The organism is Hoeflea sp. AS60 (genome assembly GCF_038900115.1).
In the GTDB taxonomy this organism is placed as follows: domain Bacteria; phylum Pseudomonadota; class Alphaproteobacteria; order Rhizobiales; family Rhizobiaceae; genus Hoeflea.
The window spans coordinates 1,318,460-1,332,592 of record NZ_JBBMQP010000001.1 but is presented as its reverse complement, the minus strand read 5'-3'; the positions used below and the strand labels follow the sequence as shown (position 1 = coordinate 1,332,592).

17 protein-coding genes are annotated in these 14,133 nt (G+C 59.3%); 10 read left to right on the top strand and 7 right to left on the bottom strand.

Translation table 11 applies throughout. The annotated features are described in order from the left end of the window. The first annotated feature begins 68 nt into the window (after positions 1 to 68). Both rmuC and WNZ14_RS06155 read left to right on the top strand, forming a co-directional pair. Positions 69 to 1,301: a DNA recombination protein RmuC gene (rmuC, locus tag WNZ14_RS06160; RefSeq protein ID WP_342868525.1), complete on the top strand. Its 1,233-nt coding sequence runs from the start codon at positions 69 to 71 to the stop codon at positions 1,299 to 1,301. A gap of 100 nt (positions 1,302 to 1,401) precedes the next feature. After that, a complete protein-coding gene (locus WNZ14_RS06155; RefSeq protein WP_342867702.1) occupies positions 1,402 to 2,301 on the top strand; it encodes a ribokinase in 900 nt (299 codons plus the stop codon). Positions 2,302 to 2,306: 5 nt separating this feature from the next. Here WNZ14_RS06155 and WNZ14_RS06150 read toward each other — a convergent pair whose 3' ends face one another. Then, positions 2,307 to 3,245 carry a nucleoside hydrolase gene (locus WNZ14_RS06150; protein WP_342867701.1) on the bottom strand — a complete coding sequence of 313 codons (939 nt, stop codon included), beginning with the start codon at positions 3,243 to 3,245 and terminating at the stop codon, positions 2,307 to 2,309. A gap of 163 nt (positions 3,246 to 3,408) precedes the next feature. On the opposite strand from WNZ14_RS06150, the gene WNZ14_RS06145 reads away from it, so the two are divergent. Together WNZ14_RS06145 and WNZ14_RS06140 are read left to right on the top strand one after the other, a co-directional pair. After that, positions 3,409 to 3,840: an Hsp20 family protein gene (locus WNZ14_RS06145; protein ID WP_342867700.1), complete on the top strand. Its 432-nt coding sequence runs from the start codon at positions 3,409 to 3,411 to the stop codon at positions 3,838 to 3,840. Between the two features lie 55 nt (positions 3,841 to 3,895). Further along, complete coding sequence (locus WNZ14_RS06140) at positions 3,896 to 4,153, top strand: DUF1150 family protein (protein ID WP_339764685.1); 258 nt, start codon at positions 3,896 to 3,898, stop codon at positions 4,151 to 4,153. 112 nt (positions 4,154 to 4,265) lie between these two features. On the opposite strand, the gene ptsN is transcribed toward WNZ14_RS06140, so the two are convergent. The 6 genes from ptsN to lptC all read right to left on the bottom strand — a co-directional run bounded on the left by ptsN (position 4,266) and on the right by lptC (position 9,505). Next, on the bottom strand, positions 4,266 to 4,730 hold the full coding sequence (ptsN, locus tag WNZ14_RS06135; RefSeq protein WP_342867699.1) for a PTS IIA-like nitrogen regulatory protein PtsN: 465 nt from the start codon (positions 4,728 to 4,730) through the stop codon (positions 4,266 to 4,268). A 124-nt stretch (positions 4,731 to 4,854) separates the two neighbouring features. Further along, positions 4,855 to 5,427 carry a ribosome-associated translation inhibitor RaiA gene (raiA, locus tag WNZ14_RS06130; RefSeq protein ID WP_342867698.1) on the bottom strand — a complete coding sequence of 191 codons (573 nt, stop codon included), beginning with the start codon at positions 5,425 to 5,427 and terminating at the stop codon, positions 4,855 to 4,857. A gap of 246 nt (positions 5,428 to 5,673) precedes the next feature. Next, positions 5,674 to 7,227: an RNA polymerase factor sigma-54 gene (rpoN, locus tag WNZ14_RS06125; protein ID WP_342867697.1), complete on the bottom strand. Its 1,554-nt coding sequence runs from the start codon at positions 7,225 to 7,227 to the stop codon at positions 5,674 to 5,676. A 238-nt stretch (positions 7,228 to 7,465) separates the two neighbouring features. Continuing rightward, positions 7,466 to 8,248 (bottom strand): LPS export ABC transporter ATP-binding protein, encoded by a 783-nt coding sequence (gene lptB, locus WNZ14_RS06120; protein ID WP_342868524.1) that lies wholly within the window; start codon positions 8,246 to 8,248, stop codon positions 7,466 to 7,468. 20 nt (positions 8,249 to 8,268) lie between these two features. Beyond that, positions 8,269 to 8,823: an LptA/OstA family protein gene (locus tag WNZ14_RS06115; RefSeq protein WP_342867696.1), complete on the bottom strand. Its 555-nt coding sequence runs from the start codon at positions 8,821 to 8,823 to the stop codon at positions 8,269 to 8,271. A 1-nt stretch (position 8,824) separates the two neighbouring features. After that, positions 8,825 to 9,505: an LPS export ABC transporter periplasmic protein LptC gene (gene lptC, locus WNZ14_RS06110; protein ID WP_342867695.1), complete on the bottom strand. Its 681-nt coding sequence runs from the start codon at positions 9,503 to 9,505 to the stop codon at positions 8,825 to 8,827. A 364-nt stretch (positions 9,506 to 9,869) separates the two neighbouring features. Between lptC and sppA the strand changes: the two genes are divergently transcribed. The 6 genes from sppA to WNZ14_RS06080 all read left to right on the top strand — a co-directional run bounded on the left by sppA (position 9,870) and on the right by WNZ14_RS06080 (position 14,110). Continuing rightward, complete coding sequence (gene sppA / locus WNZ14_RS06105; RefSeq protein WP_342868523.1) at positions 9,870 to 10,772, top strand: signal peptide peptidase SppA; 903 nt, start codon at positions 9,870 to 9,872, stop codon at positions 10,770 to 10,772. Between the two features lie 12 nt (positions 10,773 to 10,784). Next, a complete protein-coding gene (locus WNZ14_RS06100) occupies positions 10,785 to 11,075 on the top strand; it encodes an integration host factor subunit beta (RefSeq protein ID WP_342867694.1) in 291 nt (96 codons plus the stop codon). Positions 11,076 to 11,233: 158 nt separating this feature from the next. After that, positions 11,234 to 11,584 (top strand): LapA family protein, encoded by a 351-nt coding sequence (locus WNZ14_RS06095; RefSeq protein ID WP_342867693.1) that lies wholly within the window; start codon positions 11,234 to 11,236, stop codon positions 11,582 to 11,584. A 124-nt stretch (positions 11,585 to 11,708) separates the two neighbouring features. Further along, entirely contained in the window at positions 11,709 to 12,350 is a 642-nt protein-coding gene (locus WNZ14_RS06090) for a LysE family transporter (protein ID WP_342867692.1), read from the top strand. 198 nt (positions 12,351 to 12,548) lie between these two features. Then, entirely contained in the window at positions 12,549 to 12,965 is a 417-nt protein-coding gene (locus WNZ14_RS06085; RefSeq protein WP_342867691.1) for a CopG family transcriptional regulator, read from the top strand. Between the two features lie 29 nt (positions 12,966 to 12,994). Beyond that, positions 12,995 to 14,110, top strand: a complete 1,116-nt coding sequence (locus WNZ14_RS06080) for a PHB depolymerase family esterase (protein WP_342867690.1) — start codon at positions 12,995 to 12,997, stop codon at positions 14,108 to 14,110. Positions 14,111 to 14,133: the final 23 nt, after the last annotated feature.

Genomic DNA, 14,133 nt, shown 5'->3' with positions numbered 1-14,133 from the left:
GCTAGTTCATGACCATGCAAACCGGTTCCGCGCTGTTTTCGATCCCGCTTCTTGAGCTCAATGGCCACATGGTCACGTTGGGTGAGAGCCTGTTTGCCGCGCTTGCGGCGCTGGCGCTGATTGTCATCTGGCTCAGCCTTACTCTGGCGCGGGCCAGCCGCAGACGGGCTGCAGCAGAAGCTGATGCCGCTACGCGTGCGGCCCAGGCCGAGGCGCGGCTTGCCGAGATCCTCAAGGCGCAATCCGAAATGCAGGGCCGCATGGGCGCGATGACTGAACTGTTCGGCGCACGGCAGGCAGAACTCAATCAATCCATCGGACAGCGCATCGACGGCATGACCCAGCGGTTGGGGTCGTCGATCACCGAGCAGACCAAATCGACCCACGAGAACCTGTCAAAACTGCAGGAGCGGCTGGCGGTGATTGATACCGCACAGAACAACATCCAGTCACTCGCACGTGACGTGGTCGGGCTGCAGGCGATCCTTTCGAACAAGCAGACCCGCGGTGCCTTCGGACAATCGCGCATGGAAACGATCATCCAGGACGGGCTACCGTTTGGCGCGTTCAGCTTTCAGCCAACCTTGTCGAACGGCATGCGGCCCGATTGCACGATCACCATGCCCAACGGCGCGCCGGATCTGGTCATCGACGCCAAGTTCCCTCTGGAAGCCTGGAACGCCATGCGCGAAGCGGAAGCCGAAGGCACCGGCGAGCAGGCTGCCCAACATGCGCAGCAGCGGTTTCGGCGCGATATCGAAGTCCATATCCGCGACATTTCCGACAAATATCTGATTGCGGGCGAAACCCAGGACACGGCGTTTCTGTTCGTGCCGTCGGAATCGATCTTCGCCGAGATCCACGAGAAATTCGAGGTGATCGTGCACAAGGCACAAAAATCTCGGGTGGTCATCGTTTCGCCATCGCTGCTGATGCTTTCAATCCAGGTTATCCAGGCGCTGCTCAAGGATGCGCGGATGCGCGAGCAGGCGCATCTGATCCAGGGCGAAGTGCTCAGGCTGATGGAAGACGTCTCGCGGCTGGATGACCGGACACGGAAACTGCAGGCGCATTTTTCAATGGCCCAAAAGGATGTCGACCTGATCCTGACCTCATCGGACAAGCTGACCAAGCGCGGCGCCAAGATCGAGGCGCTGGAATTTGCCCAGGTAGCGGATGAAGCCAAGCCGGTCGCGCCCAAGGCGCAGACGCCGGACCGGCCCGCGATCCCCGATTCGGCGCCCAAGTTCGAACCCCGTTCCTCCACACTGAAGCTCAGAGTTGTCGACGAAGACGACTGACCCCTTTTCTCCGCTCCGATAAGCTGACAGAAAGCTGCTGATGCGATTGCGATCGTAGCCCGGCCGCCACATGGCGAATGGGAAGCCAAGGGAGACCGCCATGATTACCGTTATCGGATCAGTCAACATGGACCTGATCGCCACCACCCCCCGACTGCCGGAACCTGGTGAAACCGTGACGGGCACGGATTTCGCCACTGCGCAGGGTGGCAAGGGCGCCAACCAGGCCCTGGCGGCACAACGCGCTGGCGCCGACGTCAAGATGTGCGGTGCTGTCGGCAATGACGCCTTTGCGGGCGAGGCACTGTCACTGCTGGATGAAGCCGGCGCAAATCTTGGCCTCGTGCGTCACATTGAGGGGCCGACCGGCACCGCGCTGATTCTGGTGGGCGGCGACGGCGAGAACATGATCGCCGTCATTCCCGCGGCCAACGCACACGTGTCGCAAAGCGACGCCGAACAGGCAATTGCAGCCATGTCTGAAGGCGACACGCTGGTGCTGCAGATGGAGATCCCGGACGCAGCAATCGAGGCTGCACTGAAGGCGGCACGGGCAAAAGGCATCCGAAGCGTTCTCAATATCGCGCCCCTGACAGACGCTGTCGAGCGGCTGGCACCGCTCGCAGACATCGTGATCGCCAACGAGACCGAATTTGCCCGACTGTCGGGCCGTCCGACGGCAACACTTGAGGCTGCGAGAGCGGAGCTCGATGCCTTGCACGGCAAATCCGGTCAGTGCCTGATTGTCACGTTTGGCGGCGACGGGGTTCTATGGGCAAGGGACGGCAAGACCGAGCACGTCCACTCCCTCAGCATCACGCCAGTCGACACCGTCGGTGCCGGTGACACCTTCTGCGGCTATCTGGCCCAGGGCCTCGACGCCGGAATGGATTTTGCAAAAGCCGTCCACCGCGCAGCGGTGGCAGGCGCGCTGGCCTGTCTCAAGCCCGGCGCCCAACCCTCCATTCCAATGTCAGCCGAAGTTGATGCCCATCTCTGACAGGATCACAGACGACCGACGCGCTCGATGAACAGATCGAAGAAGCGGTCAGCGTCCACATCCCTGACAACATAGACGTTCTCTGGGCGGCCTGTGACCTTCCACCAGTCAACCACCGTGGCGCCGAGGGTAAGTTCCGAGCCGGTTTCGATTTCGACATTGCACTTGCGGCCACCGAACATGCCTGGGTCGAGCAACCAGGCGATCACCGTGGGGTCGTGCAACGGGCCACCATCGGTGCCGTATTTCTCTTCGTCAAAACGTTCGTAAAACTCCAGCATGTCGGCCATCACCACCGATGGCCGGTTGCCGTTGGCGCGCAGACGCTCGACCCGCACCTTGGTGGTCAGCACCTTGTGGGTGACATCCAGCGGCATCATGGTGATCGGCACCCCTGCCCCAAACACGATTTTTGCCGCTTCGGGGTCGACGAAGATGTTGAATTCGGCAGACGGCGTGATGTTGCCGCCTTCGAAGAAACCGCCGCCCATCAGCACGATCTCGTTGATCCGCGCAACGACATCAGGCGCACGCTCGATCACCGTGGCGATATTTGTCAACGGCCCGAGAGGACACAGTGTGACGGTGCCGGCAGGTTCCTTGCGCAACGTCTCGATGATGAAATCCACAGCGTGCATCTTTTCCAGCGGCCGCGCGGGCTCAAACAGATCGACGCCGTCGAGACCGGTCTTGCCGTGCACGTGCTCGGCCGTGACCAGCTTCCGCGCAATCGGCTTTTCTGCGCCCGCATAGACCGCGATGTCCCCGCGGCCACAGATTTCGGTGACGATGCGGGCGTTTCGCTCGGTCAGAGGAAGCGGCACGTTGCCCGCGACCGCGGCCACGCCCAGCACTTCCAGCTCCGGGCTGGCCAAGGCCAGCATGATTGCGGCGGCGTCGTCCTGGCCGGGGTCCGTGTCGATGATGATCTTGCGCGGCGTCATGGCTCGTCCTTTGAAAAAATGCGATTCGGTCGAGGCGACATTAAGAGTGGCAGCGGTGATGGAGCAAGGTTCTTGCGGAGCCGCAATCAAGTTCCCATATTACGCCCATGCCGGATGCCGATTTCAGGGTCCGGCGCCTGTCGCTTGAAACCGAGGACAAGCCATGTCGCGCATGACGCCTTTCTCGAGCCCGCTGTTGCTGGGCTTTGATACAATGGAAAAGACCCTGGAGCGGATCGCCAAGGGGTCCGAAGGCTACCCCCCATACAATATCGAACGTATCCGGGCATCCGCCGATGGACGCAATTCCGAACGGCTACGGATCACGCTGGCAGTTGCCGGCTTCTGTGATGAAGATCTTGAGGTCACGACGGAAGAAAACCAGCTGGTGATCCGCGGACGCCAATCTGACAATGACGGACGCGAGTATCTGCACCGCGGCATCGCCGCCAGACAGTTCCAGCGCATGTTCGTCCTTGCAGACGGGATGGAGGTTATCGGTGCCGAATTGAAGAACGGATTGCTGTCCGTCGATCTAAATCGCCCGGAACCCGAGCGCATGGTGCGAAAAATTAACATTTCCGTTCGAGACTGAAGATTACAGTTCGAGCCAACAGGATGTTTCCTGCCACCTTCAGGAGGAAATCGACATGATTGCCAAATCGGGAAAAACCCAACTCTCCGCCAATGACCTGGCCCTGCTTGGAGCAGGAAAGGTCGGCTATATCCGCAAGATGCGGTCTGAAGATGTAAGCGCACGCTTTCCCGAAGCGCCTGTTCTTGATCCCGGTCTTGAGCTCTGGGCGTTGTTTGGCGCCGACGGCACGCCGATCCTGCTGACCGACAACCGCTCCAGCACATTCTACCGCGCTGCCGAAGACGAACTCAAGACCGTAGCCCTGCATTAGGCCACGGCAACGCAAGCTCGGCGAACGAATGAACAAGGCCCGCGACCGGCAAGCCGGTTACGGGCCTTTTTGATGACCTGGCAGACCGTTTGCTCCAACCCACTCGCCGGTTTCAGGCTGCGTTGGATTCGGGCTCTTCGGTGAGGAATGCATACAGCGAGGCCGCATTGTCGGTGGCGCGCAGTTTGGCGACCATCTCGCTGTCGCGCATGACACGGGCGATCCGCGACAGCGCCTTGAGGTGATCGGCGCCTGCGCCTTCAGGCGCCAGCAGCAGGAACACCAGGTCGACCGGCTGATCGTCCAAAGCTTCAAAATCGACAGGCTGATCCAGGCGCGCAAAAACGCCAACAATCTTGTCCAGCGACGGCAGCTTGCCATGCGGAATGGCAATGCCATTGCCAACACCGGTTGAGCCGAGCCGTTCACGCTGCAGGATGACGTCAAACACTTCGCGCTCGGCAAGTCCGGTGACTTCCGAGGCCTTGGCCGCCAGTTCCTGCAACAACTGCTTCTTGGAGTTTGCCTTGAGCGCAGGCAGAACAGAGTTCTGCCCAATCAGATCAGCAAGCGCCATGTTACATTCCTTGTTCTGGATCCGCGTTCCGGACCTCATTGTTCGCGTCATGTGAAAGGCTGCAGGCCATATCCAGCCCTGGCCGTAATTGGCCTGCAGCCCTATTTCATATCAGCCAACGCCGTCAGGACTTGTTCCCGCCGGCATCAATCCAGCCAATGTTTCCATCATCACGGCGATAGACAACATTGAGGGCATCATTGCCCGCATTGCGGAACATCAGGATCCGCTCGTCCGTCATATCAAGCGCCATCACCGCGTTTGCCACGCTCATGGTAACCAGCTGCTTGGTGCTCTCGGCGATAATCGCCGGGGCATAATCGTCAGCCACTTCAGCCGCATCGTCGCCGACTGAATCCACCACAGCGTAAGCCAGCTCGGCCTGAACCTGCTGGCTATTGGCGTGGTGATCCTTGAGGCGGCGCTTGTAGCGGCGCAGGCGCTTCTCGACACGTTCTGCGGCTGCATCGAAAGCAGGCTGCGGCTCCTGGGCTTCTCCGGTTGCGTGCAGCACCACACCTGTGTCCAGGTGGATCTTGCAGTCAGCTGTAAAACGCGATCCAGACTTCTCCACGATTACATGGCTTGAAAAGCCGCCATCGTAATATTTCCGAACCGCACCTGTAACATGGTCCTCAATGCGGGTCATGAAAGACTCGCCGATTTCCATATGCTTACCCGACACTCGCACGCTCATGGGTCATCCCTTCTTGTTATGACTTGGGGATTTAGTCTAAGCCAAGCGCCGCGCTCATCCAAGCGTCCGGCTGTGGTCAATTGACCCGGTCCAAGCAATTTTTCACTTGACAGAAACGGGCTAGAGAAGGTCGCCGATTTGCGGCACCCAATGCGGAGCGGCTTCTACGCCGATGAACCCAACCTGTCAAGTTTAGCCGCCTTTTGCTTAAATAAAGAACAATTTCAACCGATTGTTCGAGGCTGATCAGACTGCCGCCGCTCGAGCCCGGGCACGTTTTTCGCGCCGCCGCTGAACCGAGGACGGGATGGCCATGGCTTCTCGGTATTTGGCGACCGTCCGGCGTGCAATCTCGACCCCCGATTTCTTGAGCAAATCGACGAGGTCATCATCGGAAAGCACTGCCTCGGGGGCCTCCTGGTCGACCAGAACACGAATGCGGTGACGCACCGATTCGGCTGAATGCGCGTCGCCGCCGGCTTGTGCTGACGCAATGGATACCGTGAAAAAGTACTTCAACTCGAAGACGCCGCGCGGCGTGATCATGTATTTGTTCGAGGTCACCCGGCTGACGGTGGATTCATGCATGCCGATGGCCTCGGCCACGGCCTTGAGGTTGAGCGGTCGCAAATGATCAACACCGTGCAACAGAAATGCGTCCTGCTGGCGGACGATTTCGCTCGACACCTTCATGATTGTCCGTGCCCGCTGGTCGAGAGAGCGGGCCAACCAGTTGGCCGTCTGCAGACATTCGCTGAGAAATTCCTGCCCGGCGCCATTTTTCGGCATCTTGCCGGTCACGGTGGTAAAGTAGGTCTGATTGACCAGCACCCTGGGCAAGGTTTCCGGATTGAGTTCGACATTCCATCCGCCATCAGATGAAGGTCGGACGGAGACATCAGGGACGATCATCTCGCTCGAACCGGTTTCAAACCGCGTTCCGGGCTTTGGATCCAGAGCGCGGATTTCCCCCATCATATCGAGCAGATCTTCTTCATCGACGCCGCAAAGGCGTGTCAGCGCGCCGAAATCGCGCCGGGCAAGCAACTCAAGATTGTCGACCAGCGCCGCCATCGCCGGATCAAGCCGGTCCTTGCGCGCCAACTGCAGGGCCAAGCATTCCGACAGCGACCTCGCGAACAGACCCGCAGGCTCGAATTCCTGCAGCCGGTGGAGCACTGCATCGACCTGGTCCGGATCGGCGCCAAGCCGTTCGATGGTTTCAGCCAGAGGGCCAACAATATAGCCCGCTGCGTCGAGCTGGTCGGCAAGCTCGGTGGCGATCAACCGCTCGGCGGGTTCGGAAAAGGCGAATGCGATCTGTTCGGCCACATGATCACGAAGGGTCGGCGCACGGGCAGCAAAATCGTCGAGATCGTAGCCCTCGCCGGAATGGCCACCCTCGCTGCCCGGCATGGACTTCCAGTTGTCGATGAATTCGGGTTGATCCACGCGCTCGGTGCCGTGGTCGTCGGGAAACACATTTTCATAGCGAGAATCGATCTCGGATGTCATGCGCTCGGCCTGATTGTCAGCCGATCCGCTCCAGACAGAGTCTTCTCCCGGGTCGCTGACCGCTGGTTGCGCCGCTTGTGTCTCCACGGAAGCTTCAGAACCGGCATCAGCCTGTTCGCTCTCCGCGTTGACCAATTCAAGCAGCGGATTGCGTTCCACCTCCTGCTCGATGAACCGGGTCAACTCGATATGACTGAATTGCAGAAGACGGATCGACTGCATCAGTTGTGGCGTCATGACCAGTGACTGGCTTTGACGCAATTGTAGACCGGCTGATAAGGCCATGGCGACGCACTACTCCCCGCTTGGGCCGCCTTGAGCATGAAATACGGGGTATCCCGCTTCAGTGCTGTCCGGATCCGGGACGACTACATCGCCACCCGATCAACCCATCTGGCCCGAAAATTGCTTTTTTATCTCTTCGGGTCAAGTGCGACCTATGGACAGGGTAAAAATGCCTCCATCCTGCCCTCGCTTGCCCTTTGAGCAGGCAAGTCTGCACATACACCCCTCCCGCAGGAGATTATAGCGAGAACTGCTCACCGAGGTAAAGCCGGCGCACGTCGGGATTGGCAACGATATCATCCGGCCGGCCATGGGTCAGCAGGACGCCGGCATTCATGATATAGGCGCGGTCAATCAGGCCCAGGGTCTCGCGCACATTGTGATCGGTGATCAGAACACCGATGCCACGGCGAGTGAGGTGGCGAACAAGGTCCTGAATGTCGGAAACCGCGATCGGGTCCACACCGGCAAAGGGCTCATCCAGCAGCATGAAGGTCGGGTCAGACGCAAGCGCGCGGGCAATTTCCAGCCTGCGCCGCTCTCCGCCGGACAGGGCGATGGAAGGAGACTTGCGCAGATGCGAGATGTGGAATTCCTCAAGCAGGCTGTCGAGCTTTTCCTCGCGCTTGGCGCGATCCTTTTCCACGACTTCGAGAACAGCTCGAATATTGGCTTCGACGCTCAGCCCGCGGAAAATCGAGGCCTCCTGCGGAAGGTAGCCAACGCCGAGGCGAGCTCGGCGGTACATCGGCAGGCTGGAAACATCATGCCCGTCGATCTCGATCGATCCGGCATCGACCGGCACCAGGCCGGTGATCATGTAGAAGCAGGTGGTCTTTCCGGCGCCGTTCGGCCCGAGAAGGCCGACGGCCTCGCCGCGGCGAACACCAAGCGAGACGCCGTCCACCACCCGTCGTGACTTGTAGGATTTGGTCAGATTGCGCGCGATCAGGGTTCCGTCATAGCGCGCCGCACCCTCTGGTGCCTGCGCGACATCGCCGTCACCATTGTTGTCACCCAGTGATGAAAAGAGAGCCCGGATCACTGCTTGGGTCGCGATTTGGGGTCAAGCTGGATCATGACGCGACGACCGCAGCTGTCGAGCTTGGCCTGGCCGTTTTTCATCTGAACTGTGAGCTTGCAGCCGATAAACACATTGTCCGCATCCGTCAGCACCACTTTTTCACCGGAGAGCACGAGTAACTCTTCAGCCATGTTGAAGTTTCCGGTGTCGGCGGTGGCGGTCTGGGTGCCCGACCGGATCAGCACCTTCTTGTAGAGTTCGATCTCGCTGATATCAGCAGATCCCGAGGACACAGAGCCGCCGCCCTTGGTGTAATTGACGATCATCTCTCCTGCCTGCAGCACGGTGTCGCCCTGCACCACCTTGACGTTACCTGTGAAGGTGGCCTGGCTGGTTTCCTCGTTGATCTTGAGCAGGTCGCTTTCAATCTGGATCGGCTCGTCGTTGGACAAGGCAAGACCGGACATCCGGCTCTCGGTTTCCTGAGCCCAGGCTCCTGAAACGGAGGCGAGCAGTCCCGACGCGATGATGACCGCTGCAAACCTGATGAAATGCAAACTCGATTTTGTCATGTCAGTTCGTCGCTCCATCCTTCGACTTCAGCGCCGAGGGGTTGATCGTCATGCGGACCTTGTCCTGAAAGATGATGACGCGGCCCTTATCCGTCATCTGTACGGATTGCGCAACTACCGAGGCGTCGCCGGAACTGATCGAAACCGGCTGGTCCGAGGTCAGGCTGCCAGTAGCCAGATTGACGCTGGCAGACTGCATTTCGGCCGACATGCCTTTCTCACTGGTCACGGTAAAGGGTTTGTCGAACACAACGGTCTGAGCGGTCCGGTTGTAGGTGCCGCTTGTTGCATTGAGCACGGCCTGGTCGCCATTGGAAACAGGCAGGTCAGCCTGGATGTTCTCAAGCATGATGACCTCGGGAGAGGTCAGATCCTGAATCGCCCGGGCAGCGCGCATCGTGTAGGGGCGCGCACCAGGGCCCTCGCCGCTCATCACCGGGTTCTGCATGACAAGTTTGCCGTCCCGGATCACCACGGATTCAATCCCGACACCTTCGGGCACAAGGCTGTCGAGCCAGGAAACGACAATGAACGCCACGACAACAAATGCAGCCGATAGCGGCAGCAGGATCTTGAGAACCCTGACCAGCCGTGAGTGCGTGCGTGCGCGCTGGTACTCGGCGTGCGACCGCCCGGCATAACTGCCGCCAACCGGAATTTCTGATACTGTCGATGTGGTCATTCGTTCCTGCAGTCTTGATGGCTGTCAGCGCCAGATCGGGCCCGAAACCAGCATGGCCTGGCTGTTGGGCCAAGTGTCTGTTGCGGTCGACTTCGCATGCCAATATGGTGATAATACGAAGCAGTTGGCGCAGATTGCCATGCCTCGCTGACAATGGCAAAAGCAAAGCAGATTTGGGCACATGCAAAGCTGATCTGGCACTGTGCAGTTGGATCTGGACAAAACAGTGCCAACACAGCTGTCAGAGCGGCCAATCCGCAATATATTCGTGACCCAACCCACAATTGGAGGACACCGCGTGACCGACCCGGAAATTCTTGCCGATCGCCGCCGCATCCGGCGCAAGCTCAGTTTCTGGCGTGTCATGACGGTGGTCGTCGCCATTGCACTGGTGGCCGGACTGTTCATGCGCTTTCAAGGTTCAAGCCGAAACAGCGACCATATCGCCCGCATCGACATCAGCGGCGTGATCACCGATGACCAGCCGTTGCTCGACCTGATCAAGGATGCCGCCGAGAGCGAGTCAGCCAAGGCGCTTGTGGTGTCGATCTCATCGCCAGGCGGCACCACCTATGGCGGCGAGCGCGTGCACAAGGCGCTGGTTGAGGCCGCCAAATCGAAACCGGTGGTCGCCGACATTCACACGCTCGCAGCCTCGGCGGGTTACATGATTGCAGTATCGACCGATCATATCGTCGCGGGCGAAAGTTCGATCGTCGGCTCGATCGGCGTGCTTTTCCAGTATGCGCAAGCCGGCGAACTGCTCGACAAGATCGGCGTTCGGCTCGAGGAAATCAAATCCTCGCCGATGAAGGCGGAGCCCTCACCCTTCCATGAGACCAGCGACGAAGCCAAGACAATGATCCGCTCGATGGTGCTCGACAGCTATGACTGGTTTGTCGATCTTGTCGTGGCGGGCCGCAAAATGGAACGCGCCGATGTGCTCGCGCTGGCTGACGGCTCGATCTTCACCGGACGCCAGGCGCTCAAGAACGGCCTGATCGACGCGGTTGGCGGCGAGGCGGAAATTCGCGCCTACCTGAAAAGCCGCGAGATCGATGACGCGCTGGACTTCGTTGACTGGAAACCCAATGACAAGTCCTCCGACATGTTCTTCGGCGCACGCATGGCAAGCCTGATGCAGCAGTTCCTCGGCATGCCAGTGTCGCTGTCCAGTGAAATTGACAGGTTGTCGGGCGGCAAGTTGTTCCTTGACGGCCTAGTGTCTGTTTGGCAGGTTGGCGGGCAATCGGACGGTTTAGAGTAGGGGCGAGGAAAAATGATCAAATCGGAGTTGGTTCAAGCGGTTGCGGCGCGAAACCCGCACCTCTATCACCGGGATGTAGAGAACATCGTCAATGCGGTGCTGGATGAGATCACAGACGCGCTGTCGCAAGGCAATCGCGTCGAATTGCGCGGGTTCGGCGCATTTTCAGTAAAAAACCGTCCGCCGCGCTCCGGTCGCAATCCGCGTACCGGGGATCCGGTGTTCGTCGAGGAAAAATGGGTGCCGTTCTTCAAGACGGGCAAGGAGCTGCGCGAGCGGCTCAACCCTGACGACGTGGAGTGAGCTTGCACCAACCGGTGTGCCGCCCTATCTGATGCGAAACAACCGGGCGGCTTCAGGGATGGCGCAGCTGTCATTTTTGCCGTGACGAATTGCATCAACGACGACAAGTACCGGGCAAGTTTCCGCACCCCCGGGCTCTGGAAAGACTGGATCGAGACATGATCAAGCGCATTATCGCACTGGCAATTTTCGTGCCCCTGGGCATCATTCTCATCATGCTGTCGGTTGCCAACCGCACTGCTGTCACGCTGGCGCTCAATCCGTTTGATCCGGCGGACACGGTGTTGTCGCTAACCCTGCCCTTCTTCGTGTTTCTGTTCGCAGCGCTCATCGTCGGTATGATCATCGGATCGGTTGCGACGTGGTTCAAACAGGGCAAGCACCGGAAGCAGGTGCGCGCCAAGACCAATGAAGCGGTCAAATGGCACGCCGAAGCCGACCGCGAAAAGGCCAAGGCGCAGCAGATCGCCGCCGCCCTGCCCGCGCCGGACAAGCGCAACGCTGCCTGAGGGTCTGGCTGCGCGATACTGAGACAAGGCGCAACAACCTGGCATCGACAACCCGGTAACCAGCCGAGTTCTGTAAAGCGGAAGCGGCCTTTGCTGAGGCCCTTCATGCGCTTGAGGAGATAGTGTGACATCAGGTTTTGATTATTCCGTCGTCGTTTACACGCTGAGCATCTATGCGGCGATTGTCATGAGTCCGGGTCCGAACTTTGCACTGGTATCGCGGCTGGCGCTGCAAGGTCGAAAGCGAAAATCGACTGGGGCTATTCTGGGTCTGGCGAGTGCAGCGACATTTTACGCAATCCTCGCCATGGCCGGGCTATCAGCCTTGTTGAGCGAAATCGGCTGGCTCGCACGTGCGGTCCAGATTGGAGGCGGTGCTTATCTGATCTATCTCGGGCTGCAGGCCTGGGTTTCCTCCTTCAGCAAGCAACCGGAGACCAGTTCGAACGGTCATTCTGTTGAAGGGGACAGAGAATTTCTAGGCGGTCTCAAGCTTGGTATTCTGGTCAATCTGTCCAATCCAAAAGGCATCGCCTTCTTTGTCAGTCTCTATGCGGTAGCCGTTCCATTCGATGCCAGCATGGCAACACGACTGACTGTTCTGCTGGGCGGCGCGGCTCTGGAACTTGGCTGGTACAATATAGTCGTTTCCCTGCTTTCGAGATCCGCTGCACAGGCTGCATACAAGCGGTTTTCAAACTGGATCGAACGGACAATCGGCTCTGCGCTCATTTTCTTTGGCGGGAAGCTCGTTCTGGATAGATGACAGCATCGGCACCGGCTTTAGCGAGCCGGCGTTGCCCTGAACCCGGCCAGCCAGGCCGCCACATCTCTTCAAAATGAAACACCAAAATTGGCCACGCTTTGCCTGGCAAAGCGCTGGCTGAAACGTGCCATTTTCATTTCCCCACTTGCGTTCCGCCAAATATCATCCATATACCATCCATACAGATGGAGAATTACCGTGAACAATATACATCGCCTGCGCGACAAGGTGCCAGACAACGAGAAGATCACGATCAATCTCGGCTATGTGGACCTGGGTCGCATCGATCTTCTGGTGCAGGAGGGGTTTTACTCTAATCGCAGCGACTTCATTCGCACCGCCATCCGCAATCAGCTGGACATCCACGGGGATGCGGTCACCAAATCGATCGAACGGCACACAATGGAGCTTGGCTTGCGGGATTACACCCGCGCTGACCTTGAGGCGCTGCGCAGTGCTGGCGAAATGCTGCATGTCAAAGTCGTCGGGCTCGCCCGGATCGACCCTGACGTCACGCCTGAACTCGCACTTGAAACAATTGGCTCCATCACGGTGCTGGGGGCTCTGCAAGCGAGCCGGGAAGTCAAAAAAGCTCTTGCTGACCGCATCAGGTAAGCCACACCCACATCACAAGGACGATGATCTTGAAGAAATTTAACACCGGCGCACTGCGCCCGGCTCTCGATGCCGCGCGCCTTTCCTCCGCCAATGACCTGGTCCGGCGCACACTCGCCCAACATGGGCTTTTGCCAGACGCCGTCGGTGGACAGGCTTCCGGCCTGACTGCGGCGATGCCGCAAGCGCTGAACATGCTTGCCGGATTGCAGGCGAACCTTGGCAGCCACGCAAAGACTGCAGGCGTGAAGACTGGTGCCGTGAAAGCCGGCAGCGCGAAAACCGGAGCAGCCGAATTCAGGCAAGAGCACTATGACTGCGCCGCAGGCAGCCGCAGTTTTCGCACTTACGTGCCATCCTCTGCCGAGAGCGGTGTAACCGGAATTGTTCTCATGCTGCACGGCTGCACCCAGACGGCCGAGGATTTCGCCCTGGGTACGGATATGAATGCACAGGCCGAACGGCATGGATTCGTGGTGATCTATCCGCAGCAATCGCGCGGCAGCAATGCGCAGTCGTGCTGGAACTGGTTCAGCCGGGGAGACCAGCAGCGCGACCGGGGCGAACCTGCGATCCTTGCGGGGATGACATCGCAGGTCATGCGCGAGTTTGGCGTCCCCAGCGACCGTGTGTTTGTGGCGGGACTTTCCGCCGGCGCAGCGATGGCTGTCATTCTCGGCGAAACCTATCCGGACGTGTTTTCCGCCATCGGCGTGCATTCCGGCCTTCCGTTCGGCGCGGCCAATGACGTGTCTTCCGCCTTTTCCGCCATGGCCGGGCGCAACCTCGCCGATGCGGTGCCTTCGGGCCCGAACACCTCTTTGAGAACCATCATTTTCCACGGATCGACCGATTCGACCGTCCACCCCGCCAATGGCGAGCAGATTGCCGAGCACAGTGTTTCACGCTGCGCGGAGCCAACAATTGAAACCGTTGAACAAGGGTCGGCGGGTGGACGATCATTCGCCCGCAGGATCACCACAACGGTGAACGGGTTCGCCAAGCTGGAGCACTGGATTGTCGACGGCCTTGGACACGCATGGTCGGGTGGTCGTGCGGAAGGGACCTTCACCGATCCACGCGGCCCGGATGCCAGCCATGAAATGATCCGCTTCTTCTTCGACGCGCCCGAGCCTGCCACTTGAGGCGTGGCCGGTGAGTGATGCCC

Excerpts from the sequence above, each read along its gene's own strand:
- sppA (WP_342868523.1), top strand. The coding sequence starts at position 9,870 with ATGACGGTGGTCGTCGCCATTGCACTGGTGGCCGGACTGTTCATGCGC.
- WNZ14_RS06155 (WP_342867702.1), top strand. The coding sequence starts at position 1,402 with ATGATTACCGTTATCGGATCAGTCAACATGGACCTGATCGCCACCACC.
- WNZ14_RS06150 (WP_342867701.1), bottom strand. The coding sequence starts at position 3,245 with ATGACGCCGCGCAAGATCATCATCGACACGGACCCCGGCCAGGACGAC.
- WNZ14_RS06140 (WP_339764685.1), top strand. The coding sequence starts at position 3,896 with ATGATTGCCAAATCGGGAAAAACCCAACTCTCCGCCAATGACCTGGCC.
- WNZ14_RS06115 (WP_342867696.1), bottom strand. The coding sequence starts at position 8,823 with ATGACAAAATCGAGTTTGCATTTCATCAGGTTTGCAGCGGTCATCATC.
- WNZ14_RS06145 (WP_342867700.1), top strand. The coding sequence starts at position 3,409 with ATGTCGCGCATGACGCCTTTCTCGAGCCCGCTGTTGCTGGGCTTTGAT.
- raiA (WP_342867698.1), bottom strand. The coding sequence starts at position 5,427 with ATGAGCGTGCGAGTGTCGGGTAAGCATATGGAAATCGGCGAGTCTTTC.
- lptC (WP_342867695.1), bottom strand. The coding sequence starts at position 9,505 with ATGACCACATCGACAGTATCAGAAATTCCGGTTGGCGGCAGTTATGCC.
- WNZ14_RS06095 (WP_342867693.1), top strand. The coding sequence starts at position 11,234 with ATGATCAAGCGCATTATCGCACTGGCAATTTTCGTGCCCCTGGGCATC.
- ptsN (WP_342867699.1), bottom strand. The coding sequence starts at position 4,730 with ATGGCGCTTGCTGATCTGATTGGGCAGAACTCTGTTCTGCCTGCGCTC.
- WNZ14_RS06100 (WP_342867694.1), top strand. The coding sequence starts at position 10,785 with ATGATCAAATCGGAGTTGGTTCAAGCGGTTGCGGCGCGAAACCCGCAC.
- rmuC (WP_342868525.1), top strand. The coding sequence starts at position 69 with ATGGTCACGTTGGGTGAGAGCCTGTTTGCCGCGCTTGCGGCGCTGGCG.
- rpoN (WP_342867697.1), bottom strand. The coding sequence starts at position 7,227 with ATGGCCTTATCAGCCGGTCTACAATTGCGTCAAAGCCAGTCACTGGTC.